Origin of the sequence: Novosphingobium sp. EMRT-2, assembly GCF_005145025.1 — a bacterium.
GTDB lineage: Bacteria > Pseudomonadota > Alphaproteobacteria > Sphingomonadales > Sphingomonadaceae > Novosphingobium.
Genome location: NZ_CP039695.1, coordinates 3,516,293 through 3,540,927, shown reverse-complemented (window position 1 = coordinate 3,540,927; position 24,635 = coordinate 3,516,293). Strand labels below are relative to the sequence as shown.

At 65.9% G+C, this 24,635-nt stretch carries 25 protein-coding genes; 11 read left to right on the top strand and 14 right to left on the bottom strand.

Annotation, left to right across the window (positions count from 1 at the left end; genetic code table 11):
• Positions 1 to 10: 10 nt before the first annotated feature.
• Genes FA702_RS17185 through FA702_RS17175 form a run of 3 tightly spaced genes read right to left on the bottom strand, consistent with a single transcriptional unit; the run spans position 11 to position 2,675 of the window.
• Entirely contained in the window at positions 11 to 220 is a 210-nt protein-coding gene (locus FA702_RS17185) for a DUF1656 domain-containing protein (protein WP_136957087.1), read from the bottom strand.
• The gene (locus FA702_RS17180; protein ID WP_136957086.1) at positions 217 to 2,184 is read right to left on the bottom strand and encodes an FUSC family protein; all 1,968 of its coding nucleotides are present in this window, start codon (positions 2,182 to 2,184) and stop codon (positions 217 to 219) included. Before FA702_RS17180 ends, FA702_RS17185 begins: the two co-directional genes overlap by 4 nt.
• A gap of 17 nt (positions 2,185 to 2,201) precedes the next feature.
• Complete coding sequence (locus tag FA702_RS17175) at positions 2,202 to 2,675, bottom strand: MarR family winged helix-turn-helix transcriptional regulator (RefSeq protein WP_136957085.1); 474 nt, start codon at positions 2,673 to 2,675, stop codon at positions 2,202 to 2,204.
• A gap of 89 nt (positions 2,676 to 2,764) precedes the next feature.
• Here FA702_RS17175 and FA702_RS17170 point away from each other — a divergent pair, with 89 nt between their 5' ends.
• Complete coding sequence (locus tag FA702_RS17170) at positions 2,765 to 3,760, top strand: alpha/beta fold hydrolase (protein WP_210417563.1); 996 nt, start codon at positions 2,765 to 2,767, stop codon at positions 3,758 to 3,760.
• Here FA702_RS17170 and queA read toward each other — a convergent pair.
• The 5 genes from queA to FA702_RS17145 form a co-directional block, all read right to left on the bottom strand.
• The gene (queA, locus tag FA702_RS17165) at positions 3,724 to 4,758 is read right to left on the bottom strand and encodes a tRNA preQ1(34) S-adenosylmethionine ribosyltransferase-isomerase QueA (RefSeq protein WP_136957084.1); all 1,035 of its coding nucleotides are present in this window, start codon (positions 4,756 to 4,758) and stop codon (positions 3,724 to 3,726) included. The two genes, FA702_RS17170 and queA, sit on opposite strands and share 37 nt — an antisense overlap.
• Before the next feature lie 16 nt (positions 4,759 to 4,774).
• Positions 4,775 to 5,452, bottom strand: a complete 678-nt coding sequence (locus tag FA702_RS17160) for a peptidylprolyl isomerase (protein ID WP_136957083.1) — start codon at positions 5,450 to 5,452, stop codon at positions 4,775 to 4,777.
• Positions 5,453 to 5,593: 141 nt separating this feature from the next.
• The gene (coaD, locus tag FA702_RS17155) at positions 5,594 to 6,106 is read right to left on the bottom strand and encodes a pantetheine-phosphate adenylyltransferase (protein WP_136957082.1); all 513 of its coding nucleotides are present in this window, start codon (positions 6,104 to 6,106) and stop codon (positions 5,594 to 5,596) included.
• Positions 6,107 to 6,994, bottom strand: a complete 888-nt coding sequence (locus FA702_RS17150) for a polyprenyl synthetase family protein (RefSeq protein WP_136957497.1) — start codon at positions 6,992 to 6,994, stop codon at positions 6,107 to 6,109. It abuts the gene before it with no gap.
• A gap of 56 nt (positions 6,995 to 7,050) precedes the next feature.
• Entirely contained in the window at positions 7,051 to 7,305 is a 255-nt protein-coding gene (locus FA702_RS17145; protein WP_136957081.1) for an exodeoxyribonuclease VII small subunit, read from the bottom strand.
• A gap of 137 nt (positions 7,306 to 7,442) precedes the next feature.
• On the opposite strand from FA702_RS17145, the gene purL reads away from it, so the two are divergent.
• Positions 7,443 to 9,599: a phosphoribosylformylglycinamidine synthase subunit PurL gene (gene purL / locus FA702_RS17140; protein ID WP_136957080.1), complete on the top strand. Its 2,157-nt coding sequence runs from the start codon at positions 7,443 to 7,445 to the stop codon at positions 9,597 to 9,599.
• A gap of 36 nt (positions 9,600 to 9,635) precedes the next feature.
• Here the strand turns inward: purL and FA702_RS17135 are convergent, their stop codons facing one another.
• Together FA702_RS17135 and FA702_RS17130 are read right to left on the bottom strand one after the other, a co-directional pair.
• Positions 9,636 to 10,196, bottom strand: a complete 561-nt coding sequence (locus FA702_RS17135; protein ID WP_255504635.1) for a GNAT family N-acetyltransferase — start codon at positions 10,194 to 10,196, stop codon at positions 9,636 to 9,638.
• 41 nt (positions 10,197 to 10,237) lie between these two features.
• Positions 10,238 to 11,071, bottom strand: a complete 834-nt coding sequence (locus FA702_RS17130; protein WP_255504634.1) for a ubiquinone biosynthesis protein COQ4 — start codon at positions 11,069 to 11,071, stop codon at positions 10,238 to 10,240.
• A 111-nt stretch (positions 11,072 to 11,182) separates the two neighbouring features.
• On the opposite strand from FA702_RS17130, the gene FA702_RS17125 reads away from it, so the two are divergent.
• Positions 11,183 to 11,788: a hypothetical protein gene (locus FA702_RS17125; RefSeq protein ID WP_136957079.1), complete on the top strand. Its 606-nt coding sequence runs from the start codon at positions 11,183 to 11,185 to the stop codon at positions 11,786 to 11,788.
• On the opposite strand, the gene serB is transcribed toward FA702_RS17125, so the two are convergent.
• Positions 11,778 to 12,662 (bottom strand): phosphoserine phosphatase SerB, encoded by an 885-nt coding sequence (serB, locus tag FA702_RS17120; RefSeq protein ID WP_136957078.1) that lies wholly within the window; start codon positions 12,660 to 12,662, stop codon positions 11,778 to 11,780. The genes FA702_RS17125 and serB overlap by 11 nt on opposite strands.
• Here serB and miaA point away from each other — a divergent pair.
• The 5 genes from miaA to FA702_RS17095 all read left to right on the top strand — a co-directional run bounded on the left by miaA (position 12,655) and on the right by FA702_RS17095 (position 17,974).
• Positions 12,655 to 13,644: a tRNA (adenosine(37)-N6)-dimethylallyltransferase MiaA gene (miaA, locus tag FA702_RS17115; protein ID WP_136957077.1), complete on the top strand. Its 990-nt coding sequence runs from the start codon at positions 12,655 to 12,657 to the stop codon at positions 13,642 to 13,644. The genes serB and miaA overlap by 8 nt on opposite strands.
• A gap of 257 nt (positions 13,645 to 13,901) precedes the next feature.
• Positions 13,902 to 15,650 (top strand): acetolactate synthase 3 large subunit, encoded by a 1,749-nt coding sequence (locus FA702_RS17110; RefSeq protein WP_136957076.1) that lies wholly within the window; start codon positions 13,902 to 13,904, stop codon positions 15,648 to 15,650.
• Positions 15,651 to 15,694: 44 nt separating this feature from the next.
• A complete protein-coding gene (gene ilvN / locus FA702_RS17105) occupies positions 15,695 to 16,210 on the top strand; it encodes an acetolactate synthase small subunit (RefSeq protein WP_136957494.1) in 516 nt (171 codons plus the stop codon).
• Positions 16,211 to 16,359: 149 nt separating this feature from the next.
• Entirely contained in the window at positions 16,360 to 17,379 is a 1,020-nt protein-coding gene (gene ilvC / locus FA702_RS17100; protein WP_136957075.1) for a ketol-acid reductoisomerase, read from the top strand.
• A 205-nt stretch (positions 17,380 to 17,584) separates the two neighbouring features.
• Entirely contained in the window at positions 17,585 to 17,974 is a 390-nt protein-coding gene (locus FA702_RS17095; RefSeq protein WP_136957074.1) for an I78 family peptidase inhibitor, read from the top strand.
• 27 nt (positions 17,975 to 18,001) lie between these two features.
• On the opposite strand, the gene FA702_RS17090 is transcribed toward FA702_RS17095, so the two are convergent.
• Complete coding sequence (locus tag FA702_RS17090) at positions 18,002 to 19,135, bottom strand: epoxide hydrolase family protein (RefSeq protein WP_136957073.1); 1,134 nt, start codon at positions 19,133 to 19,135, stop codon at positions 18,002 to 18,004.
• Positions 19,136 to 19,390: 255 nt separating this feature from the next.
• Here FA702_RS17090 and leuA point away from each other — a divergent pair, with 255 nt between their 5' ends.
• The 3 genes from leuA (at position 19,391) to FA702_RS17075 (ending at position 23,293) form a co-directional block, all read left to right on the top strand.
• Complete coding sequence (gene leuA / locus FA702_RS17085) at positions 19,391 to 21,061, top strand: 2-isopropylmalate synthase (RefSeq protein WP_136957072.1); 1,671 nt, start codon at positions 19,391 to 19,393, stop codon at positions 21,059 to 21,061.
• A 108-nt stretch (positions 21,062 to 21,169) separates the two neighbouring features.
• Positions 21,170 to 22,219, top strand: a complete 1,050-nt coding sequence (locus FA702_RS17080) for an amidohydrolase (protein WP_136957071.1) — start codon at positions 21,170 to 21,172, stop codon at positions 22,217 to 22,219.
• Positions 22,220 to 22,312: 93 nt separating this feature from the next.
• Complete coding sequence (locus FA702_RS17075) at positions 22,313 to 23,293, top strand: nitronate monooxygenase family protein (RefSeq protein ID WP_136957070.1); 981 nt, start codon at positions 22,313 to 22,315, stop codon at positions 23,291 to 23,293.
• A gap of 3 nt (positions 23,294 to 23,296) precedes the next feature.
• Here FA702_RS17075 and FA702_RS17070 read toward each other — a convergent pair whose 3' ends face one another.
• Positions 23,297 to 23,713: an AHH domain-containing protein gene (locus tag FA702_RS17070; RefSeq protein ID WP_255504827.1), complete on the bottom strand. Its 417-nt coding sequence runs from the start codon at positions 23,711 to 23,713 to the stop codon at positions 23,297 to 23,299.
• Between the two features lie 80 nt (positions 23,714 to 23,793).
• Complete coding sequence (locus FA702_RS17065; protein ID WP_136957069.1) at positions 23,794 to 24,534, bottom strand: hypothetical protein; 741 nt, start codon at positions 24,532 to 24,534, stop codon at positions 23,794 to 23,796.
• Positions 24,535 to 24,635: the final 101 nt, after the last annotated feature.

The following is a 24,635-nucleotide window of genomic DNA, read 5'->3' as shown; positions in this document are numbered from 1 at the left end:
GGAAGGAGTTTCAGTGAATGAAGGTTAGCGGAAGACTGGAGACGGCGCCGGTCAGCGCCACGAACAGCGCGATCTCGAACAGCGAACGGTGCCAGACGAAGCGGTAGAGTCGCCAACGCCGCATCGCGATCTGGATGAGCAGGAACGGCACCAGCGCCACCGCCGCCGTCGCGAACAGGTGCGGGAAGAACACGCCGTAGAGATGCAGTTCGGGCGTCATGCGGCTTCGGTCCTGACGTCTGCGGGAACAAGCGTGCGGTCCAGCCCGGTTAGCGCCAGCAGCGCCTCGCGCCGGGCAGGCGTGGGTGGCGTGGCGGCCACTTCGCGGATAGCCTCGGCAATCCGGGCGTGCAGATCGCCCTCGCCGCGGCCGCGCCAGTAGCGGCGGAGCGCATCGAGCAAGCGCCCCACGGCCGGCGCATCGGCGCGCGGCGGCCCCACGCGGCGCAGCGTCAACAGGTTGAGACCGACACGCATCGTCCGCAGCGTCTGCGCCACCAGATCGTCCTGATCGCCCCGCACCGCCACGCGCGCGCCCAGCAGGCCCACACGGTCCACCATCAACCCGGTCCAGGCCGGCACCGCCAGCGGCGGTTCGGTGCGCGTCTGGCTGGCAAGATCGCGTTCGGCCAAACGAACGATCCGCCGCGCCGAGAAATCCGCCCCCACCGATCGCACCAGCCGCGTCACCAGCGACGCCGTCAGCACGCCCGCGATCGAAGCGAGCGAACTGTTCATGAAGCCGGCGAAGCTGGGGGAAAAGCCCTCCTGAATGCCCAGCGTGCCGTTGATCCCCATCGCCAGCGGCACCATCCGCATGGTCCATCGGGGAATGGCCATAAAATAGCCGATGACCAGGAACGTGGGCGCCAGCACGAGCATCAGCGTGGAGAAATCGTGAACCTGCGGCACGATGCCGAACAGGTAGATGCCGGTGACGACGGTGGCATAGCTCCACCAGATCGCCACCTTGTTGATCTCGCGCGAGGGATCATCCATCCCGGCAAAGAAGCTTGCGAAGATCGAGGCCATCATTACGGCCGTGCCGCCATCGGGCCAGCTTGTCGCGATCCAGAACCCGCAGAGCAGCAGGATCGCCAAACTCGCGGTGAGGCCGGACCACGCCGCCATGCCATAATCGCGGTGCAGCCGGCGCGCGCGCTCATTGGCGAGCATCGCGCGCAAGGGCGCCGGCACCGTTCCGCCATCGCGCAAATGCCGCGCCAGCACCGCACAATCGCGCCAGGCCTCGATCATTTCCGCGAGCCGCGCGTGAAAACTGGCGCGCAGCAATTCGCCGTCGGACGGCGTTTCACCCAGCACCGGCTCCAGCCCGCGCGCGCGCCGGGACAGCGCTGCAGCGAGATCGAGCGAGGCGGTGTCCGCCGCGACCACCCATGCCCGGACATCGGCAATAAGCCGGTGGCTGGCGGGCGATAGCGTATCCCCCGCCTGCCGCAGCGCGTCGAGCCGATCGCCCACCGATTGCGCCAGCGGCAGCAGCATCGCCATGCGCTCCGCCAGCTTGCCCACCTCGCGGCTGCGATCGTGGTAGTGCGAGGTATCGAACGGCAGATGCGTCGCCAGGATGTGCAATTCGGTGATGTCGCCGGCCAGTTTGTGAACATCGCGGTTGTGCGGATCGTGAACGCCGGCCAGCGCATCCAGCACCCAGGCCTGCGCATCGTGCAGGAACCCGTCGATCCGCGCCTCGAGCGTGCCGGCGATGCCGCGCGGCAAGACCACGCTGTGGATCAGCGTGGCGCAGGCGATGCCAAGGCAGATCTCCTCGACGCGGGCCACGGCGGTGGTGAACACCGTGCCTGGCGCGCTGACCGAAGGGAAACCGATCAGCGCGGCGGTATAGCCGCTCAGCATGAACACATAGGCGCGGGGCGTGCGGTCGAGCAGCGAGATGGCCAGGCACAGGCCGACCCACGCTGCCAGCGCCAGGCTGAGCAGTTCCGGCGCGTCCACCAGCAGCGGCACCGCGCCGACCGCAACGGCCGCGCCCACCACCGTCCCGATCACGCGATAGAGCGCCTTGGAACGGACCGATCCAGCCTGTGGCTGGCTGACGATATAGACCGTCATCGCCGCCCAGTAGGGGTTCACCAGCCCCAGCCCCAGCGCGATGAACAACGCCAGCACCGCCGCCGCGAAGCTGTTGAGCGAGAAAACCATGCGAGAGGCATGCGCGTTCAAGCGCCAGCTCCCTCATCGTTTGACAGGAAGGCGCTGGCCAGATCGAGCCGGTCGAGCGCGGCACCAACCTTGTCGACTACCGACAGGAACACCGTCACGTCCTCGTCCGTCACGTCGGCCATGATCACGTCGCGCAGCCGGTCAAGCGCCTCCTCGAGCTGGAAGACCAGCGCCTCGCCCTTGGCGGTGAGGTGCAGCCGGCGCAGGCGCTTGTCCTCCTCGTCGATGTGGCGCGTGATGAGGTTCATCGCCACCAGCCGGTCGACCACGCGCACAAGCGCCGGCCCGCCGATCCCGCTGCGCTCGGCCAGCTCGTTCTGACTCAGCCCGCCGCCCGAGCGCCCCAGGTAGATCAGCGGCGCCCCCAGGGATTCGGACAGGCCGAACGGGCGCAACGCATAGTCCACCGCTCTCCGCCAATTGCGGGCAAAGGGCAGCAGGGAGCCGGTCAGGATGCGTCGCTGGTTCATGGGAAATCTCGCCCTCGCCAATTAGTTCGTTTGTAAACGAATTACAACGAGTCGGGCCGGCTGACGAGATGCAATGTGAAGTCGGTCAGTTGCAGAAAACGCGCGTGAGGCGACGATCGCGGCCAAGGCCGCCCTTCCATCGGCGAGAAGAGTTGCTACGGCCGCTTCAGCCCGCCCGGGCGGAGCTGGCAGGAGCCGATATGACCACAACGCTGTTTACCGCGTCCGGCGTAAGGCTACGCTGCCGAGGCAGGCAGACAGGCCTCCTCAACTGGCTGTTTCTGCCCGGTGGCCCCGGAATAGGTTCGGAAAGTCTCGAGGAACTGGCGTCGGCGCTCGACCTGCCGGGTGCCGTATGGCTGGTGGACCTGCCCGGCGATGGCTCCAACCGGAAACCTCCGGGCGCTCCGGCCGATCCCTATTCGGTATGGCCGCAGGTCCTGGTCGAAGCGGCGATGGCATTGCCGAACGTTGTCTTCGCGGGGCATTCCACCGGCGGCATGTATCTCCTCGCCACGCCGCAGCTTGAACAGCACATATGCGGTCTGGTGCTGCTCGACAGCGCACCGGACGCGGCATGGCACGCAAGGTTCGTCGGGATGACGCAGCGGAACCCCCTGCCCGCGGTGGAGGCAGCAACCGCCGTTTACGAGGCTGATCGCTGCGACGAGAACATCGCCGCCATCGCGGTCGCATCCGCTCCATGGAATTTCACCCCGTCTGCCATTCCCGCCGGACAAGAATTGCTTTCCCGCATGCCATACAACAGCGCCGCGGTTGAGTGGTCCGACGCTCACTTCGATCATACCTATCGCGCAGCATGGTGGCCCCGGACGCTGCCCGTGCTGGTACTCGCGGGTGCGGAAGACCGGATCGTCTGGCAAGGTGGCTGGGATTCCCCGAGTTATCGCGGCGCCAACGTCAGCCACGCCTCGATCCCGTCGGCAGGGCATTTCCCCTGGATCGATAACCCCGATGCCGTCACCGAAGCATTCTGCACTTTTGCGGCAAGGATGACGAAAACGGCCCACGACGATGCGCGGCCCCCTCACCCCTCCGGCAGCAGCAGACTGGAATCGCCGTAGCTGTAGAACCGGTATGCGTTGGCGATGGCATGGGCATAGGCCGCTTGCATCGTCTCCAACCCCATCAGCGCACTGACCAGCATGAACAGCGTGGAGCGCGGCAGGTGGAAGTTGGTCATCAGGCCGTCGATCGCGCGGAAGCGGTAACCGGGGGTGATGAAGATCGAGGTATCGCCCGCGAACGGGCGGATCACGTTGTCCTCGCCCGCCGCGCTTTCCAGCAGGCGCAGGCTGGTCGTGCCCACCGCGATCACCCGGCCGCCGGCGGCGCGTGCGCGGTTCAGGCGATCGGCGGTGTCCGCCTCGATCCGCCCCCATTCGGCGTGCATCCGGTGATCGGCGGTGTCCTCCGCCTTGACCGGCAGGAAGGTGCCCGCGCCGACATGGAGCGTCAGCGTCTCGTGCGCGATGCCCGCCGCCGCCAGCGCGGCCATGAGCCCGTCGGTGAAATGCAGCGCCGCCGTAGGCGCGGCGACCGCGCCATCGCGCGCGGCGAACATCGTCTGGTAATCGCGCCGGTCTTCCTCGTCGGTGGGCCGCTTGCCCGCGATATAGGGCGGCAGCGGCATTCGGCCAGCGCGCTCCAGCAGCACCTCCACCGGCTCGTCTCCAGGGAATAACAGGGTCCAGCTGCCGTCATCATGGCGCTGTTCGGCCGTGCCGGACACATCGGCGCCGAAATCGACGACGTCCCCTTCGCGCAGACGCTTGGCATTGCGGACAAAAGCCTGCCAGCGGCGCAGGTCGATCCGCTTGTGCAGCGTCGCCCCGATCTTCGCTTCGCCGCGCCGGCCTTCGAGTTGGGCGGGGATCACACGCGTATCGTTGAACACCAGCACGTCGCCCGCCCGCAGCAGCGATGGCAGATCGCGCACGACATGATCGGCGAGCGTGCCGTCACCCTTCGCCAGCAGCATCCGCGCCGCATCGCGTGGGCGCGCGGGGCGCAGCGCTATCCGTTCGGGCGGCAGCTCGAAATCGAAGAGATCGACGCGCATCGCCCGGGGCAGCGGATCAGTTGGACTGCGAGTGGCTCAGCATGTCGGCCGTGATCGCCGGCGCGGCAACGGGCGCGGCAACGGCCGGCCGGGCCTTGTTGTCGGCCGCGATTGAGGCCTGGACGACCTTGGTCGGATTCGACGGCGGTTCGCCACGCTGGATCGTGTCGACATATTCCATGCCGGAGATCACCCGACCGAAGTTGGTGTATTTGTGATCGAGGGCGAAACGCGGATAGAACACGATGAAGAACTGGCTGTTGGCCGAGTTCGGCTCGTTGGTGCGGGCCATCGATACGGTGCCGCGCAGATGCGGCGCATCGTTGAACTCGGCCTTGAGGTCCGGCAGCTTGGAACCGCCCTGCCCCGTGCCCGTCGGGTCACCGGTCTGGGCCATGAAACCATCGATCACGCGGTGGAAGATGACCCCGTTGTAGAAGCCCTGTCGCGCCAGTTCCTTGATCCGCTCGACGTGATGGGGCGCCCATTGCGGCATCAGCCGGATCGCCACGCGCCCACCGTTCGAGAGGTCCAGCAGGAGGATGTTCTCGGGATCGTCGTTCAGCGAGGTATCGACCGCATACTGCATCGGCGGCGTGTCCGGCTTCACCGACAGTTGCTTCTTCTTGGCCATGGCGGGGGTGGCGATAACCACGGCGCCAAGCGCGATCGAGGCAAGGAAGCGCGAAACCATCTGCAAGACCACCTTCAGCGTTCATCCGGGCGGAAATAGGTGCGGGCCGGAAACCGCATCCGTGGCCGATAGGCCGGGCGCGCTGTCACTGCAATGAACGAATTGCAGTTCCGCACAGCCCCAGCCATCAGTGTGAGCCGATCAGTAGTCGCCGAGCCGGCCGGTCTTTTCGATCCGGGCGACGACATCGTCCCTCACGTCCGGCGTCACGAAATCGGAAATGTCGCCGCCGAACATGGCGATTTCCTTCACCAGCTTCGACGCGATCGGCTGGAGGCTCACGTCCGCCATCAGGAAGATCGTCTCGATCTGGTCGTTGAGCTGCTGGTTCATGCCGGCCATCTGGTATTCGTATTCGAAGTCCGCCACCGCGCGCAGGCCGCGCACGATCACCGTGGCGCCCTGCCGTTCGGCGAATTTCATCAGCAGCGCGTTGAAGCCCACGACCGAGACGTTCTCGATCCCCTGCGTCGCCATTTCGCGCTCGACCATGGCGATGCGTTCGTCCGGCGTGAACATGGGGTTCTTCGACGGATTGGTGGTCACGCCGATAATCAGCCGATCGACCAGCTTCGCACCGCGACGGATGATGTCGAGATGCCCCAGCGTGATCGGATCGAACGTGCCGGGGTACACCCCGATCCTCTCCCCCATTTAGTGATCCCTTTCGACGATGAAGCGCGCCACGGCACGAAGCACATCCGCCTCCGGCCCGTAAGACGCAAGGTGCTGCACGGCTTGTTCGACCAGCATTTTCGCCTGTTCGCGCGCGCGCTCCACGCCCAGCAGCGAGACGAAGGTTTCCTTGCCGCGTTCCGCATCCTTGCGCAGCGCCTTGCCGGCCACCGCTTCATCGCCCTCGGTATCGAGCAGGTCGTCCGCGATCTGGAAGGCAAGGCCGATATCGCGGGCATAGCCGCGCAAATGCGTGCGTCCTTCCGGCGGAACACGCCCGAGAATGGCCCCCATCTCGACACCGGCCGCGAGAAGCGCGCCCGTCTTCAACTGCTGGAGACGGGTCACCGTGGGTAGGTCGAAGCTGGCGGTTTCGGCGGCGATGTCCATCATCTGGCCACCGGCCATGCCGTTCGCCCCGCTCGCCATGGCCAGCGTGCGCACCAGTTCGATCCGCACGAACGGATCGCCGCTCATCGCGGGATCGGAGAGCACTTCGAACGCGAAGACATGCAGTCCATCGCCAGCAAGCACGGCTGTCGCCTCGTCAAAGGCGATATGCACCGTGGGCTTGCCGTGGCGGGTCGCGTCGTTGTCCATGCACGGCAGATCATCATGGATCAGCGAATAGACGTGGACCGCCTCCAGCGCGGTCCCGGCGCGCACCGCGCTGGCGCGATCGACGCCGAACATGCCCGCGGTGGCGGTCAGCAGCAGCGGCCGCAGCCGCTTGCCACCGCCGATCGCGGCATAGCGCATGGCCTCGATCAAGCGATCGCGCGGATCGCCGGCCACGGCCAGCAGGGCATCGAAGCTTGCATCGATATCCTCGGCGATCTGGGCCAGCGCGGGCTTGAGCACCGCCATCGTGCCGTTTGCCTCGGCGGTGTCCTGCTCGATGGCATCTTGGTCGGAAGTGGTCGTCATGCCGATGTGGCCTCGTCAAATGGGCGGGTGCCGGTGGGGCGACCATCGCGATCGGTCACGATCGCCTCGATCCGCGCCTGCGCCGCATCGAGCCGAGCCTGGCAATGCGCGCGCAGCTTCTCGCCACGTTCATAAAGGTCCATCGATTCGTCGAGCGGCGCTTCGCCGCTTTCAAGCCGGCGCACAACCTCTTCCAGCGCCTTCAGCGCCTCCTCGAAACTCAGCGACGCGATATCGGGATTAGTAGTCATCCTCTCCAGCTTTGGCGGCGGGAACGGCACGGGTCAAGCTCGGAACGGACCTTGCCCATCAAGGCAAATGTTTCCGCCACACGGCAACCGCCACGGCGGGGCTAGCGAGACTCGCCGCACGCCGCTAAGGGCCGCGCATGGCCGAAACCACCGCACCGCAGATCACGCCCGATGTCGTCGCCGCGCACGGGTTGTCCGAGGATGAATACGAGCGCGTCCTGAAGGCGCTCGGCCGCGAGCCGAACCTCGTGGAACTTGGCATCTTCTCGGTAATGTGGTCCGAGCACTGCTCCTACAAGTCGAGCCGCATTCATCTGAAGAAGCTGCCGACCGAAGCGCCGTGGGTCATCTGCGGCCCGGGCGAGAACGCCGGCGTGATCGACATCGGCGACGGACAGGCCGCCATCTTCAAAATGGAGAGCCACAACCATCCGAGCTACATCGAACCCTACCAGGGCGCGGCGACCGGCGTCGGTGGCATCCTGCGCGATGTGTTCACTATGGGCGCGCGGCCCATCGCCAACATGAACGCGCTGCGCTTCGGCCGCCCCGATCACCCGAAGATGAAGCATCTGGTGCAGGGCGTCGTCGCGGGCATCGGCGGCTATGGCAACTGCGTGGGCGTGCCGACGGTGGGCGGCGAGACCAATTTCCACAAGGCCTATGACGGCAACATCCTGGTCAATGCGATGACCGTGGGCGTGGCCGATACCGACCGGATTTTCTATTCCGCCGCCACCGGCATCGGCAATCCGATCGTCTATGTCGGCTCGAAGACCGGCCGCGACGGCATCCACGGCGCGACCATGGCCTCGGCCGATTTCGACGAGAAGTCGGAAGAAAAGCGCCCGACCGTGCAGGTGGGCGATCCCTTCACCGAAAAGCTGCTGATCGAGGCCTGCCTCGAACTGATGGCGACCGACGCTATCGTCGCGATTCAGGACATGGGCGCGGCCGGCCTCACCTCCTCGTCGGTCGAAATGGCCTCCAAGGGCGGCGCGGGCATCCGGCTCGACATGAACAAGGTGCCCTGCCGCGAAGAGGCGATGACGCCCTACGAGATGATGCTTTCGGAAAGCCAGGAGCGCATGCTCATGGTGCTGCAGCCCGGCAAGGAGCCGATGGCGGAGGCGATCTTCCGCAAGTGGGAACTCGATTTCGCGGTGATCGGCGAAGTGACCGATACCGGGCACATGGTGCTGGAATTCGATGGCGAAGTGGTTTGCGACATTCCGCTCGCCCCGCTGGCCGACGAAGCCCCGCTCTATGACCGCCCGCACGTGCCCACGCCCAAGCCGGCGCCATTGGCGAACGTGCCCGAAAGCGCGGACATCGGCGCCGATCTGCTCACGCTCATCGGCTGCGCCGACCTTGCCTCGCGCAAGTGGATCTGGGAACAGTACGACAGCCAGGTGGGCGCGGACACCTTGCAGAAGTCGGGCGGCGATGCGGCCGTGGTGCGGGTCCACGGCACCGAAAAGGCGCTGGCGATCAGCACCGACTGCACCCCGCGCTATTGCTTCGCCGACCCTTACGAAGGCGGCAAGCAGGCGGTGGCGGAGACCTTCCGCAACATCTGCGCGGTCGGCGCCACGCCGCTCGCCATCACCAACTGCCTCAACTTCGCCAACCCGCAGCGTCCGGAAATCATGGGCCAGATCGTCGGCTGCCTCGAAGGCATGGGCGATGCCTGCCGCGCGCTCGATTATCCGATCGTGAGCGGCAATGTCTCGCTCTACAACGAATCCAAGGCCACGGGCGGCGGTTCGGCCATTCTGCCCACCCCCGCGATCGGCGGCGTCGGCCTGATGCTGGACCATGAAAAGATGGTCACCGTCCGTTTCAAGGCACACGGCGACGGCATCTGGCTGGTCGGCGGCGAAGGCACGCACCTGGGCCAATCGCTGTGGCTGCGCGAGATCCACGGGCGCGAGGAAGGCGCGCCGCCGCCGGTCGATCTGGCCGACGAGCGCGCCCATGGCGAACTCGTGCGCGAATGGATCAGCGACGGGCGCGTGACGGCGGTGCACGACGTGAGCGATGGCGGCCTGCTTGTCGCTCTGGCGGAAATGGCCATGGGCAGCGGCCTTGGCTGCACGCTCGACATCCCGCTTACCGCCGCATCGGCGTTCGGCGAGGACCAGGGGCGCTACATCGTGACGGCGCGGCCCGGCGTCATGCTGGAAGGGGCGGTTCGCATCGGCACGGTCGATGGTAGCACGGTCGCGGGCGTGGAAGTGAAAGCGCTGAAAGCCACCAACGAGGCGTTTTTCCACGACTGGATGGAAGCCTGACCCTGACGGATTGCGAGCGCGGCCGGTTTGGGGCAATCAACCCGCCGGCCGCAGCATCGACCAGAATCGCGGCCCTCCGCCCGACACCGTCCACGTGTCGATGACCTCGAAACCAAGCCTGTTGTAGATGCCGATGTTTCCTTCGGTGGCGGTTTCGAGATAGCAATCCTCCGTCCGTCCAAAGCGATCGAGACCCGCGCGGATCGCGCCGCCGCCCAGCCCCTTGCCCTGCGCCGCCGGATCGCAACCGGCGATGTGCAGGTACCAGAACCGTCCGCGCGGCATGTGGCTTTCGATCGCGTGCGACACCCGGATCGCGCGCGTCACCGCGGGGCCAAGCGCGGCCAGGAAGGCGGGCGCGCCCGCAACCGTTTCCATCAGCGGCACTTTAGTTCGGCCGGGCGCGCGCCAAAGCGTCGCCGCGCGGCAACCCTCGTACGCGAAGACCGCCCCCGCCCGCGCGTCGCTGGCATAGAGCAGCCGGAACAGGCGCGGCATCCGGCGCGCACGCACGGCGGCGTCGGGAAAGATGAACGACATCGCCGGATCGACCGCAAAGGCGCGCGCCAGCATGGCGGCTACGGGATCACGTTCCACAAGGCTTGCTTCCTGGAACATGTTCTGGGGCTGGACCGCGATCAGGCCGCCTGCTGGGCCGCCGCCAGCAGATCGTAGGGGTCGATTCCGGCCGCGCGCCACTTGGCATGCGCTTCGGGATAGTAGCGCGCCGCGCGAATGCCGAGCATCCGGCGCGCTTCGTCCAGCGGCATCGCCAGGACATCGCGGATCGGCATTTCGGCCAGCCGTGAACACGCCTTGCCCATCTTGTGCCCTTCGCGCACCGCGCGGAAGATAGGCACCTTGACCCGCCCGCGCCGCGAAATCTCCATGGCTCCCGCATAACCGAGGAACAGGTGCGCCAGCGCCGGCTGCTGACCATAGGTGAACGCGAGCACGCACTGTTCGCCCAGCGCATCGCGCCCATAGCCCGACAGCACGTGCATCAAGTCATGCGTATCGCGCAGGCGGCGCATGTACCAATCGACCTGATCGTCGAACCGCGAATTGGCCGGGCGGTACTTTTCGAGTTCGTCGACCAGCCCCTGCGCCGACAGCCCCTCGCGCTCCATGAAGTCGCAATAGACCTGCCCGACAGACCCCGCCGGCAGCCTGCGCAGCGCTTCATGATCGTCGAGAATCGTCACCAGCGACGGCTCGCTCGCCCGGATACGCTGACCGCGCTCCGTCGACAGGAACGCGCGCGCGGCATCGTAGACCCCGCGCCACGGCAGCGCCTCGAAGATGGGGAACACTTCGGCGGTGTTCTCCTTGTCCTTCACCAGTTCCCGGAAATGACGCCACGCCTTCGCGAAATCGTATCGCATTTTCGGGCGGCCGGGCAGCATGAACGGAAGATCGTTGGTCCCGCGCGTCGCGGTATCGGTCATCGAGGCGGTAGCGAGCGTAGCCATTCATGCACCTGCGAGTTACTTACACCACTGTCATTTAGCAATCTTGCCTCGCTATGGCAAATAGGTTTCAAATCGACTACCTAAATTCCGACAAAATACCGGGAGGGATCGATGAAGCAACGCTGGCAGGTGCTGCTTGGCATATCGCTGGGGCTCGTGGCGCTCGCGGCGGGCCTGCTGGCCGGGCGCTCCACCACGGAAGGCTGGCAGCTTGCGGCGCGCTGGACCGCACGCGCCGGCTTTCCGCTGCTGATCCTGACCTACAGCGCATCCTCGCTGGCACGGCTGTGGCCCGGCCCGCAAACGCGGGCGCTGCTGCGCGAACGGCGTTTCTGGGGCCTTGGCTTTGCCGCCTGCCACATGATCCACCTGGCGGCGCTGATCACGTTCCTGCGCCTGTCGGGCACGCAACGGCCCTTGCCGACCCTGCTGGGCGGAGGTCTGGCCTACGTGCTCCTCATCGCCATGGCGCTGACCTCCACCGACGCCGCGATGCGCCGGCTGGGCAGGTGGTGGAAGCGGCTGCACACGTTCGGCATCCACTGGTTGTGGTTCATCTTCGCCTTTTCCTACGTCGGGCGCATCGCCCGGCCGGAAACGCGGATGATCGGGCTGATCGGCGGCGGCATCGCCATCGCCGCGCTGGGCTTGCGCATTGCGGCGCGGATCAAGACCCGCCGCTCCGCCTCCGTGAGCTCTGCCGCCGTCAGTCGTTGACCCATTCCTCGCGCGGAATGCCGAACAGCAGCAGGATCGCGGTCAAATCGCCCCGGTCGATCCAGCCGTCGGCCGCCGCGCGCGCCTTGGGCTTGGCGCGATAGGCAAGGCCCCAGTGTGCCGCCTCGATCATCGGGATGTCGTTGGCGCCATCGCCGGTCGCGAGGCTGGTCGCCCCCTCGCCCAGCCGCGCGGTTTCCTCCAGCAGCACGGCCTTCTTCACGCCGCTGTCGGTAATCCCGCCGACAAGCCCGCCGGTCAGCGCGCCATCGCGGATTTCCAGCCGGTTGGCCACGACGCGCTCGAACCCCAGTTGTTCGGCCACGGGATCGGCGAAGCTGTGGAAGCCGCCCGTTACCAGCACGGTGTGACACCCGCGCGCCTTGAGCGTGGACACCAGCGTCCGCGCGCCCGGCATCGGGCTGATCCGTTCGGCAAGGCACTGGTGGATCGCGGCTTCGGGCAGGTCACGCAGCAGGCCCACCCGCTCGCGCAAGGCGGCCTCGAAATCCAGTTCGCCCTGCATCGCGCGCTCGGTGATCGCCGCGATCTGGTCCTTGATCCCCGCGAAATCGGCCAGTTCGTCGATGCATTCGGCCTGAATCATGGTCGAATCCATGTCCGACACGAACAGGCGCGGCGCCGCGATCGGGTGGAGCGACAGCAGCAGGTCGCTGTCCGGGAAATGCGCGTCAAGAATGCGGCGGACTTCGGCCGGATCGCCTTCCAGCACTTCGAGTTCGAGAACGTCCTCGCACCCTTCGAGCATGCCCGCTCCGGCCACTTCCCAGCCCCGCTCCTCGATCGCTTCCATCGCGCGCGCAAGATTGTCACCAAGCGTCTCAGGCTCTGCTATCAGGCGGGCGATGAGCACCGATAATTCCCTTTCCTTCGTCGATACCGGCTTGGTCTCTGACGAACGCTCGCCGGCCAAGCCACGGCTGGCGCTCATTGCAGGGCCGACGGCCAGCGGCAAGAGCGATCTGGCGATAAAGCTGGCGCTGCACGAACGCGCGCAGGGACGCAAGGCCGTGGTCATCAATGCCGACAGCGCGCAGGTCTATGCCGATCTGGCCGTGCTGAGCGCGCGGCCGACCGAGCAGGAGATGCAGGGCATCCCCCACCGGCTGTTCGGCGCATGGGATGGTGCGGTGGCCTGCTCGGCCGCCGATTGGGCCGAGGCCGCGCGGGCGGAAATCGTGCGGGCGCATGCCGAGGACGCGCTTCCTATCCTCGTCGGCGGAACCGGGCTTTACATCCGCACCCTGCTCGACGGCATCGCGCCCGTGCCATCGATCGATCCGGAAATACGCGCGGCGGTGCGCGCGATGCCGGTCGCTCAGGCGTGGGAAGCCCTGCGCGCCGAAGACCCGGAACGCGCGGCCCGGCTGGCCCCGGCGGATACCACGCGGGTCGCCCGCGCGCTGGAAGTGGTGCGCTCGACCGGCCGCCCGCTGGCCGCATGGCAGGCCGAGCGCAGCGGCGGCATCGGTGGCACGGTTACCCTTGCCCCCGCGATCCTGCTGCCCGACCGGCAGTGGCTGTATGATCGCTGCGACGTGCGCTTCCGCCGGATGTGGGAGGGCGGCGCGATCGACGAAGTGCGGACGCTGCTCGCGCGCGGGCTGGACCCCGCTCTGCCCGTGATGCGCGCCATCGGCGTGCCGGAGATCGCCACGTTTGTGCGCGGCGAATGCGATGCCGAGTCGGCTATCGCGACAGGGCAACAGGCCACGCGAAACTACGTCAAACGGCAGTTCACCTGGCTAAGACACCAAAATCCGCCGGACTGGCCGCGCCTTGCGAACGAAAATTACCTTGACACGGAGGATATAGCAGGATTATTTCAAACATAGCTGCTTGACATGGCATTTTATATCAAGTAGCAGGCCGTCAACTGCCCGACTTGTGTCGGGTGCCCGGAAGGGAGAGACGGCCCGGCGCAGCCAGCTCTGCGTCGGGCCATAATTTTTCGGCCGACAGTGTATTTCCGGCCCCGGCCGGAGCAAGTGCCATCCTCTTTTGGGGATGGAAAACGATACGTTGGAATGTTCGCAGAGTTGCAAGACAGGCGAAGCGGAAAACCGGATCGCCAAGCAAGGGACGAAGTACCGTGAAAACCGAGCGCAGCGGCGCGGAAATCCTGGTTGAAAGCCTGGTCGCCAAGGGCGTCGAATTCGTGTTCGGCTATCCTGGCGGGGCAGTGCTTCCGATCTATGACGCGCTGTTCGGCGATGAACGCATCCGCCACATCCTCGTCCGGCACGAAGCCGGCGCCGCCCATGCGGCCGAAGGCTATGCCCGCGCCACCGGCAAGCCCGGCGTGGTGCTGGTGACGTCCGGCCCCGGTGCCACCAACGCGGTCACCGGCATCGCCGACGCCTTCATGGATTCGATTCCGCTGGTCGTCATCACCGGCCAGGTCGCCACCGCGCTGATCGGTTCGGACGCGTTCCAGGAAGCCGACACCATCGGCATCACCCGGCACTGCACCAAGCACAACTATCTGGTGAAGGACCCCTCGCAGCTCGCCGCGACGATCGACGAGGCGTTCCGCATCGCCACCGAGGGCCGCCCCGGCCCGGTCGTGATCGACATTCCCAAGGATGTCCAGGTCGCTTCGGCCGCGTGGACCGAGGTCGCGCCGCAACAGCGCAACCGCTATGCCCCGCAGGTCGAAGGCAACCGGCAGGACATCGCCGATGCCATCGCCATGATCGCGGCGGCGGAAGCCCCGATCTTCTACACCGGCGGCGGCGTGATCAATTCCGGCCCCGAAGCCACGCGCCTGCTGCGCGAGCTTCAGGCGCTGACCGGCGCGCCCGTCACTTCCACGCTGATGGGCCTGGGCGCGTTCCCGGCCGATCATCCCGCGTGGCTGGGCATGCTGGGCATGCACGGGACTTACGAAGCCAATCTCGCCATGAACCGGGCCGACCTGATCGTCGCGGTCGGCGCGCGCTTCGATGATCGTGTCACCGGCCGCCTCGATGCCTTCGCGCCCAACAGCAAGAAGATCCACATCGACATCGACCGCGCCTCCATCAACAAGACGGTGCGCGTGGACCTGCCGGTCATCGGCGATTGCGGCAAGGTGCTGGCACAGCTGATCGAGGCCTGGAAGGCTGGCGGCCACCAGAAGGCGGACCTTCAGGAATGGTACGCCCGCATCGACGGCTGGCGCGCGCGCAAGAGCCTGTCCTATCCGAAGCGCAGCAAGGATATCATGCCGCAGTTCGCGATCGAGCGCCTCTATGCGCTGACCCGCGATCGCGATCCGATCATCGCCACCGAAGTCGGCCAGCACCAGATGTGGGCGGCGCAGTACTTCCACTTCATGAAGCCGAACAAGTGGCTGACCTCGGGCGGGCTCGGCACGATGGGCTATGGCCTGCCGGCCGCGATCGGCGCGCAAGTGGGCTTCCCCGATGCGCTGGTGATCGATGTGGCCGGCGATGCTTCGATCCAGATGAACATCCAGGAACTGGGCACCGCCACGCAATATCGCCTGCCGGTCAAGGTCTTCGTGCTCAACAACGAATGGATGGGCATGGTCCGCCAGTGGCAGGAACTGACCTATGAGAGCCGCTATTCCAACTCGTATTCCGACAGCCTTCCCGATTTCGTGAAGCTGGCCGAAGCCTATGGCTGGAAGGGCATCCGCATCGAGGACGAAAGCCAGCTCGATGCCGGCATCCAGGCGATGATCGACCATCCCGGCCCGGTCATCGTCGATTGCCTTGTCGCCAAGGAAGCGAACTGCTTCCCGATGATCCCGAGCGGTGCCGCGCATACCGAGATGCTGCTTTACGGCGATGCGGTGAGCGGCACGATGGACGACGAAGCCAAGGCGCTGGTCTGACGGCACCGGCCAGACGATTGCGCCCAGAGGAAACCCTTACAGTGATGAAGATCAAGGAACAGGCGTCCGAACGCCACGTCCTGACCGTCATGGTCGACAACGAAGCCGGCATCCTTGCCAAGATCGCCGGCTTGTTCACCGCACGCGGCTATAACATCGACAGCCTGACGGTGGCGGACATCACCGACGAGCACGACGTCAGCCGCATCACCATCGTGACGCACGGCCCGCCCGAGATCATCGACCAGATCCACGCCCAGCTGGAACGGCTGGTCCCGGTCCACAAGGTGACCGACCTGACCGAGGTGGGGCCTTACGTCGAACGCGAACTGGCGCTGATCAAGGTCGCCGGCACCGGCGACGCGCGCGTGGAAGCGCTGCGGCTGGCGGACGTTTTCCGCGCCAAGGTGGTGGACACCACCACCCACAGCTTCGTGTTCGAACTGACCGGCGCGCCGGACAAGATCAACACGTTCGTCGGCCTGATGCGCGAACTGGGGCTGGTCGAAGTCGGCCGCACCGGCATCGTCGGCATGATCCGGGGCGCGAACGCCGCCTGAACGTCAAACCGATCCTGCAACGGACATTCTGAAGAACTACGTCACCCCGGCTTGTTTCGGGGTCCATTTTTCCCGATAGGGCGGCGCTGAACGGCCCCGATGGATGCTGAACCCGCTTCAGCATGGCGAACTGGACGAGGGAAAGCACAATGAAGGTTTATTACGACGCCGATACCGACCTGAACCTGATCACGGGCAAGAAGATCGCCATCCTCGGCTATGGCAGCCAGGGCCACGCCCACGCGCAGAACCTGCGCGATTCGGGTGTGAAGGAAGTGGCCATCGCGCTGCGCCCCGGATCGGCCAGTGCCAAGAAGGCCGAAGCCGCCGGCTTCAAGGTGCTGGCGAACGCCGATGCCGCCGCCTGGGCCGACGTGCTCATGATCCTGGCGCCGGACGAACACCAGGCCGCCATCTACGCCGCCGACCTGCACGCCAACCTGAAGCCCGGCGCGGCGCTCGCCTTCGCGCACGGCCTCAACATCCACTTCGGCCTGATCGAACCGCGCGCCGACATCGACGTGATCATGATCGCGCCCAAGGGCCCGGGTCACACCGTGCGTGGCGAATACCTCAAGGGCGGCGGCGTGCCGTGCCTTGTCGCCGTGCACCAGGACACCACCGGCAACGCGCATGACATCGCCCTCGCCTATGCCTCGGGCGTTGGCGGCGGCCGTTCGGGCATCATCGAAACCAACTTCCGCGAGGAATGCGAAACCGACCTGTTCGGTGAGCAGGCCGTGCTTTGCGGCGGCGCCACCGCGCTGGTCCAGGCCGGGTTCGAAACGCTGGTGGAAGCTGGCTACGCGCCGGAAATGGCCTACTTCGAATGCCTCCACGAACTGAAGCTGATCGTCGACCTGATGTACGAAGGCGGCATCGCCAACATGCGCTACTCGATCTCGAACACCGCCGAATACGGCGATATCAAGACCGGGCCGCGCATCATCACCGATGAAACGAAGCAGGAAATGAAGCGCGTTCTGGCCGACATCCAGTCCGGCCGCTTCGTCAAGGACTTCGTGCTCGACAACCGCGCCGGGCAGCCCGAACTGAAGGCTTCGCGCATCGCCGCCAAGCGCCACCCGATCGAGGAAACCGGCGCCAAGCTGCGCGCCATGATGCCCTGGATCGGCGCGAACAAGCTGGTCGACCAGACCAAGAACTGACGGCAAGGCGCCGGGGCGTGGCCGTCGGCCTGCCTCGGCGCTTCCGGGCATTTCTCCCTGCCTGGGCGTGATTCCGAACGGTGCGGGCAATGCTCGCGCCGTTTTTTATTCCACAGACGTCTCGCCCCATTCGACGAATGGCAATGGACCGGTAACTTCTGTCTGATTATCTCCATTGTGGAGACATCACGAAGGATAACTATCCATGGTTCGCGCACTGGCCGTTTCGGGCGGGCTGGTCCTGTGCAGCGCTCTTGCCGGGTGCAATACAAAGCCGTCGCAGCAGGCCGAAGAATCCGGCGCGAAGGCCTATGAAGCGGTGGGGGCTTTTGACGATGCGCCTTCCGCCGGGAGTAGCGACACGGCAGACCTTGCAGGCCCTCTCCCGGCCGCAAGCTGCGGCGCGGAAAAGGTGCAGGACATTCTCGGCAAGCGCGAAACGCTCGATCTCCACATGGCTGTGCGCAAGGCCGTGAACCACGAAGTTATCCGCTGGGTCCACCCGGGAAACGTGGTCACGGAGGATTTCGCGCCCGAGCGCCTGAACGTGATGGTCAACGAGAACGGGCTGGTCGTTTCCGCGCGCTGCGGCTGATCACGCCGCCCTTCCGGCCCTTCCCCGTCAACGCATGTTGCCGAACGCGATCCGCAGTTCCCGCACGAAGGCTTCCGGTTGTTCCCATGCCGCGAAGTGGCCGCCCTTCTCCATGTCTCCCCAATGGACGAGCGTGCGATAATGCCGTTCCGCCCACTTGCGCGGCGTGGGCAATATCTCCTTGGGAAACGCGCTGACCGCCACCGGCAGATCGATGTCCTTTGCCGCGAAACTGCCGAAACTTTCCCAGTACAGACGGGCAGAGGAAGCACCGGCCGCCGGCAGCCAGTACAGCATGATATTGTCCAGAATGGCGTCGCGATCGAGTGCGTCTTCGGCCCGGCCAGCGTTGTCCGTCCACGCCCACATCTTCTCGTAGATCCAGCCGGCCAGTCCCACAGGCGAATCGACCAGCCCGTATCCCACCGTCTGCGGGCGGGTCTGCTGCTGCTTGGAATAGCCCGAATCCCAGTCCTGATAGTGCTGGAGCGCGGTCAGCGCGCGGACTTCGGCGGGGGAAGGCGCAGCAAGATCGTCGGGCAGCGGTCGCGCGATCGGCATGTTGAGATGGATACCGGCGCAGCCTTCGACCTTCTGCAGCGCGATCGCGGTTGTCACCGCCGATCCCCAGTCACCCCCTTGCGCGAACCAGCGTGCATAGCCCAGCCCGCGCATCAGTTCGCCCCAGGCCCGCCCGATCCTTTCGACGCCCCAGCCGGCCTGCGTCGGTTTGCCCGAAAAGCCGAAGCCCGGCAGCGCGGGAATGACGACATGGAACGCATCCTCCGCCGTGCCGCCGTGCGCTTCGGGATCGGTCAGCGCCGCGATGCAGTTGCGGAACTCCAGAATCGACCCCGGCCAGCCGTGAGTCAGCACCAGCGGCGTGGCGTTTTGGTGCCGCGAACGGACATGGAGGAAATGGATCGGCAGCCCGTCAATCCGGGCGGTGAACTGGCCGGTCGCGTTCAGCCAGGCCTCGCACCGGCGCCAGTCGTATTCCTCGCGCCAGTAACGGACCAGTTCGCGCAACGCCGCCAGCGGCGTGCCCTGCGACCAGTCCTCCACCGTCTCCCGTTCGGCCCAGCGCGTCATGTCGATCCGCCGGTGAAGGTCGTCGATCTGCGCCTGTGGAACGGCAAGCGTGAACGGTTCGATCTGCATGAGCGCGGGTATCCTCTCTCCATCGCAAGCGCGGGCGGCGCCTGTCCTTCGTGCTGCATTCATTCTGGACAAGCGCCCGCGAATTGACCATAGGCTTGGCGCATGATCGCTCGGCTGGATCTTACCCTTCGACTTATTCGCCCTTGGGCGTGAGCTGACGCGTCGGTCCCACGGCGCGCGCGGCGCCCAGGGGACAGCAAACCGCACGTCACATTACAGGGCCACAGCGGCTCGCAAGCTCCGAGTTTTCCCGAGATGACCATGCTGAAAGACCCTTCGGTCAAGTACCGTCCATTTCCGCAGATCGACCTGCCCAACCGCCAATGGCCCAGCCGCACCATCACCAAGGCGCCGCGCTGGCTTTCCACCGACATGCGCGATGGCAACCAGTCGCTGATCGATCCGATGGATGCCGACAAGAAGCAGCGCTTCTTCGATCTGCTGGTGAAGGTGGGCCTCAAGGAAATCGAAGTCGGCTTCCCCAGCGCCGGCGCGACCGAATACGATTTCATCCGCGGTCTGGTCGACGGCGGCCACATTCCCGATGACGTGTTCGTCCAGGTGCTGACCCAATCGCGCGAGGACCTGATCAAGACCTCGTTCGAAAGCCTCGCCGGGGCCAAGCAGGCCATCGTCCATGTCTATAACGCGGTATCGCCGTTGTGGCGCACCGTGGTGTTCGGCATGGAACCCGCGCAGATCAAGGACATCGCCATCGCCGGGGCAAAGAACCTGCGCGATCAGGCCGCGCGCTTTCCGCAGACGGACTGGCATTTCGAATACAGCCCGGAAACCTTCTCCACCGCCGAACTCGATTTCAGCATCGCCTGCTGCGAAGCGGTGATGGACGTGCTGAAGCCGACGCCCGAAAAGCCGATCATCCTGAACCTGCCGGCGACGGTGGAAGCCGCGACGCCGAACATCTACGCCGATCAGATCGAATATTTCTGCCGCAACCTGCCAAATCGCGAATGCGCGGTGATCTCGCTGCACACCCACAACGATCGCGGCACCGGTGTCGCGGCGGCGGAACTGGGCCTGATGGCCGGCGCCGACCGCGTGGAAGGTTGCCTGTTCGGCAATGGTGAGCGCACCGGCAACTGCTGCCTCGTCACCGTCGCGCTCAACATGTACACGCAGGGCGTTGATCCGGAACTGGATTTCTCGGACATCGACCAGGTGATCCAGACGGTCGAATATTGCAATCAACTGCCCGTGCCGGCGCGCCATCCCTATGGCGGCGAACTGGTGTTCACGGCGTTCTCCGGTTCGCACCAGGATGCGATCAAGAAGGGCTTCGCCGCGCAGGACGCGCGCAACGACCAACTCTGGGCCGTGCCTTACCTGCCGATCGACCCGGCCGACCTCGGCCGCAGCTACGAAGCGGTGATCCGCGTCAATTCGCAGTCCGGTAAGGGCGGTTTCGCCTGGGTGCTGGAACAGGACCAGGGCCTCAAGCTGCCCAAGAAGATGCAGGCGCATTTCAGCCGGCACGTGCAGGAACTGGCGGACGAGGTTGGCCGCGAACTGCAGGCCGGCGATATCTGGGACGTGTTCCGCAAGGTCTATCGCCTTGAATCCCCGCAGCACTTCCAGCTCGTCGACTACGAGGAATCGCGCGCGCCCGACGGCACCCGCGTGTTCGCCGGCAAGATCGAGATCGACGGCCAGATCCAGACCGTCAGCGGGCGCGGCAACGGCCTCATTTCCTCGGTCGTGGCGACGCTGCGCGAGGGGTTCGGCGTGGACATCGAGATTCGCGATTATTCGGAACACGCCATGGGCAGCGGCACCAATGCGCGCGCAGCGGCCTATGTCGAATGCGCGCTGCCCGACGGGCGCGTGATCTGGGGTGTGGGCATCGACGAGGACGTGGCCACCGCCAGCGTCCGCGCCATTCTCAGCGCCGCCAACACCGCGCGCTGATCGCGTTTCACCGATCGGTTAAATTCCCCGCTCTCACACTTGCTTCTTGTGTGGCCTGCTCCATAGTTCGGTGCAGGCCCGCAAGAGGCCGTGTATTTGGGAGCCGACATGCCTGAAGCGATTCTGGAACCTGATCTTCCGATCATCGACCCGCACCATCATCTGTGGGATCTGTCGCCGCTTCTGGCCGCCTTTCCGGAACCGCATCACCCGTTCATTCAGGCGGCGGCGCTTTCCCCGCTATACGTGTTCGATCATCTGCGCGCCGATGCACAGAGCGGGCACCGCGTGGTCGGCACCGTTTATATGGAATGCGGCGCGTTCTATCGCGCGGGGGCCAGCGCCGATATGCGTCCGGTGGGCGAAGTGGAATTCGTCAACGGCGTCGCCGCGCAAAGCGCCAGCGGCATCTACGGCGATCTGCGCGCCTGCGCGGCGATCATCGGCCACGCCGACCTGACGCTGGGCGATGCGGCGCAACCGGTGCTCGAAGCGCTGAAGGCCGCCGGCAACGGCCGCTTCCGCGGCATCCGCCACCAGGGCGCCTGGGATGCCGATCCCGACGTACTCGGGCCGCCGTTCCACGCCCCGCCCGGCCTGCTCGCCAGCGATGCCTTCCGCGCCGGTTTCCGCCACCTCGCCCCGATGGGGCTGACGTTCGATGCCTGGGTGCTGGAACCGCAATTGCAGGACGTGATCGATCTGGCGCGCGCCTTTCCCGATACCACCATCGTGCTTGATCACTGCGGCACGCCGCTGAACATCGCCAGCTATCGCGGCAAGCTGCCGGACCGGTTCGATGCCTGGCGCTCGGCCATTCGCACGCTGGCCGAATGCCCCAACGTGTCCATCAAGCTCGGCGGCCTTGCCATGGCCTTCTGCGGCATGCCCGAGGAAGGACCGGCCAAGGGCTTTTCCTCGATCGCGCTCGCGGCGATGTGGCGGCCCTATATCGAAACCTGCATTGATGCGTTCGGGCCGCACCGCGCCATGTTCGAAAGCAACTTCCCGGTCGACAAATGGGGCGCTGACTACGTGACCCTCTGGAACGCGTTCAAGCGCCTGTCCGCCGGCGCTTCGGCGGCGGAAAAGCGCGCGCTCTTTGCCGAAACCGCCGCGCGGGTTTACGGGATCGAAGACGTCCTGCCGACCGGCTGAGCGCCGCACCCGCGCGAACCTTTGACTTGGCGCGCGCGACTGCATATGCAGACCTTAATCGATCGATTAAACGCATTGCGAGAGAGCTGATCCATGCCGTTGCCCGCCCTGTTCCAGAACCTGCGCCTGCCTGTCATTGCTTCGCCCCTGTTCATCATTTCCGGGCCGGAACTGGTCATCGCGCAGTGCAAGGCCGGCGTCGTCGGCAGCTTCCCCTCGCTCAACGCCCGGCCGATCAGCCAGCTTGACGAATGGCTGCACCAGATCACCGAGGAACTGGCCGCGCACAACCGCGCCCATCCCGATCGTCCGGCCGCGCCGTTCGCGGTCAACCAGATCGTCCACCGCACCAACAACCGGCTCGATGAAGACATGGCGCTGTGCGAAAAGTGGCAGGTGCCGATGCTCATCACCTCGCTCGGCGCGCGCGAGGACGTCTATCAGGCGGCGCACCGCTGGGGCGGCATAGTGCTGCATGACGTCATCAACGACATGTTCGCGCGCAAGGCGATCGAAAAGGGCGCCGACGGGCTGATCCCGGTGGCGGCCGGCGCTGGCGGACATGCCGGCGCGCAGTCTCCCTTTGCGCTGGTGCGCGAAATCCGCTCCTGGTTCGATGGCCTGATTGCGCTGTCGGGCGCGATTGCCCACGGCAATTCGGTGCTGGCCGCGCAGGCGCTGGGTGCCGACTTCGCCTATATCGGGTCGGCCTGGATCGCCACGCACGAAGCCCGCGCGATCGATGCCTACAAGCAGGCCATCGTCGACAGTTCAGCCGGCGATATCGTCTATTCCAACCTGTTTACCGGCGTGCACGGCAACTATCTGCGCAGTTCGATCCAGAACGCCGGTCTCGACCCCGACAACCTCCCCGTCAGCGACCCGTCGAAGATGAACTTCGGTTCGGGTGGGAACACGGACGCCAAGGCATGGAAGGATATCTGGGGTTCGGGCCAGGGCATTGGCGCGGTCGATGCCATCGAGTCCGTGGCCGAGCGCGTCGCCAGGCTGGAACAACAATACAAGGCCGCGGTCGGCGCACTGGCCGCGAACACCGCGCCGTTCCTGTCGTGACCTTCACGCAGCGGTCCCGCTCCACAGGAAATCCGCCATCCTGTCGAGGTGGCTGAAATCCAGCGCGGGATCGCGGCGATTGAGCGGTGGCCCGCGCCATCGCGCCGGTTCGAGCAGACGGCGACGCAATGCGCGCTGCAACAGGTCGAAACGCATGAGCGCCTCGATATCCGCCCGGTCGCCTTTGCGGGCACGCACCTTGCGCCAATGCAACTCGATCTGGCCAGCCCGATCGACCACCACCTCGTTATAGCGCCGATGCGGCCCCCGATGGAGCGGAAGGCCAATCCTGCGCGCGGCGCGTTCCGTCGCAGGCAATAGCAAGCCGTTGCGGCGGAAATCCTCAAAGCCCAACCTGTCTGCTCCCAGATACCGGATCATGCCCTCCAACGATCGCTGCCCCAGCAACTGGCGGGGCAGAAGATGATGGCGCTGAAGGCCAGGCGCATAGCCGGGACGCCCCGGTGCGTTGACCAGACGGAACGGCAATCCTGGACGCGTCAGCGGCACCGGACCAGAAGCGTATCGTTGTCGTCAGGCTCGATGCGCACCGCGCCACCACCGGGCAGCAAGGCATCGCAAGGCGCGTCCACGCGCCCGTGCGCGACCAGCCAGTCCGTAAGCCGCACCGCCACGCGCGCATCCTGATCGGGCGAAACGCCAGGTCGCGGACGCAACGCGAACTCCTGCCCTGTCAGGAACGCCAGCCCCTCGCTGGCGATGCCGCCATCCCGTCCCCGGAAGAGCGCCGTCAACGCCAGCGCCGGGAACGGTCCACCCGCAAGCCACGCGCCACAAGCCTCGGTGAACCATGCCGGCGACATGACCGTGCGGGCGGGACACCACGCCACGGCCCGCAATCCCGGCAGGGCGGTCAGATCGATGAGCAGGTCCGCCAGTACCCGAAGCACGGGCAACAACCTGCCAGCACCCGCGAGGTGCGGCGCCGGCAGCAGATCGACGGCGCACAGTGCATCCACGTCAAGGCCTTGCGGCAGTTCCACCCGATGCGCCAACCCGTCAATGTGGAGCGCCTGGGCTGGGCACAAATGCCCCATGTCGAAGGTCAGCCCCTCGTGCAGCAGTTCCACGATGCCGGCATGCTCATCGGACCAGTTGGAAACGGAAAAACGCCCGTGCAGTGCCGAGAGATCCGCGATCTGCCCCGCGTCGGGCCGTGCTTCCGGGTCGAACAGCAGCGCGGCAAGCCGGCTTTGGCCCTTCGTTCGCTCACCCGTCAATGCCTGCTCTCCCGCACACCCTGCACCAAACCGATGGTATCACCGCACCACGGCGGGTCCATCCCGACTTTGGACCGACTTGAACAACGTCCCGGCATGGC

Excerpts from the sequence above, each read along its gene's own strand:
- FA702_RS17185 (WP_136957087.1), bottom strand. The coding sequence starts at position 220 with ATGACGCCCGAACTGCATCTCTACGGCGTGTTCTTCCCGCACCTGTTC.
- FA702_RS17180 (WP_136957086.1), bottom strand. The coding sequence starts at position 2,184 with ATGGTTTTCTCGCTCAACAGCTTCGCGGCGGCGGTGCTGGCGTTGTTC.
- FA702_RS17175 (WP_136957085.1), bottom strand. The coding sequence starts at position 2,675 with ATGAACCAGCGACGCATCCTGACCGGCTCCCTGCTGCCCTTTGCCCGC.
- queA (WP_136957084.1), bottom strand. The coding sequence starts at position 4,758 with ATGCGCGTCGATCTCTTCGATTTCGAGCTGCCGCCCGAACGGATAGCG.
- FA702_RS17160 (WP_136957083.1), bottom strand. The coding sequence starts at position 5,452 with ATGGTTTCGCGCTTCCTTGCCTCGATCGCGCTTGGCGCCGTGGTTATC.
- coaD (WP_136957082.1), bottom strand. The coding sequence starts at position 6,106 with ATGGGGGAGAGGATCGGGGTGTACCCCGGCACGTTCGATCCGATCACG.
- FA702_RS17150 (WP_136957497.1), bottom strand. The coding sequence starts at position 6,994 with ATGGCGGTGCTCAAGCCCGCGCTGGCCCAGATCGCCGAGGATATCGAT.
- FA702_RS17145 (WP_136957081.1), bottom strand. The coding sequence starts at position 7,305 with ATGACTACTAATCCCGATATCGCGTCGCTGAGTTTCGAGGAGGCGCTG.
- purL (WP_136957080.1), top strand. The coding sequence starts at position 7,443 with ATGGCCGAAACCACCGCACCGCAGATCACGCCCGATGTCGTCGCCGCG.
- FA702_RS17130 (WP_255504634.1), bottom strand. The coding sequence starts at position 11,071 with ATGGCTACGCTCGCTACCGCCTCGATGACCGATACCGCGACGCGCGGG.
- FA702_RS17125 (WP_136957079.1), top strand. The coding sequence starts at position 11,183 with ATGAAGCAACGCTGGCAGGTGCTGCTTGGCATATCGCTGGGGCTCGTG.
- miaA (WP_136957077.1), top strand. The coding sequence starts at position 12,655 with ATGAGCACCGATAATTCCCTTTCCTTCGTCGATACCGGCTTGGTCTCT.
- ilvN (WP_136957494.1), top strand. The coding sequence starts at position 15,695 with ATGAAGATCAAGGAACAGGCGTCCGAACGCCACGTCCTGACCGTCATG.
- ilvC (WP_136957075.1), top strand. The coding sequence starts at position 16,360 with ATGAAGGTTTATTACGACGCCGATACCGACCTGAACCTGATCACGGGC.
- FA702_RS17095 (WP_136957074.1), top strand. The coding sequence starts at position 17,585 with ATGGTTCGCGCACTGGCCGTTTCGGGCGGGCTGGTCCTGTGCAGCGCT.
- FA702_RS17090 (WP_136957073.1), bottom strand. The coding sequence starts at position 19,135 with ATGCAGATCGAACCGTTCACGCTTGCCGTTCCACAGGCGCAGATCGAC.
- leuA (WP_136957072.1), top strand. The coding sequence starts at position 19,391 with ATGACCATGCTGAAAGACCCTTCGGTCAAGTACCGTCCATTTCCGCAG.
- FA702_RS17080 (WP_136957071.1), top strand. The coding sequence starts at position 21,170 with ATGCCTGAAGCGATTCTGGAACCTGATCTTCCGATCATCGACCCGCAC.
- FA702_RS17075 (WP_136957070.1), top strand. The coding sequence starts at position 22,313 with ATGCCGTTGCCCGCCCTGTTCCAGAACCTGCGCCTGCCTGTCATTGCT.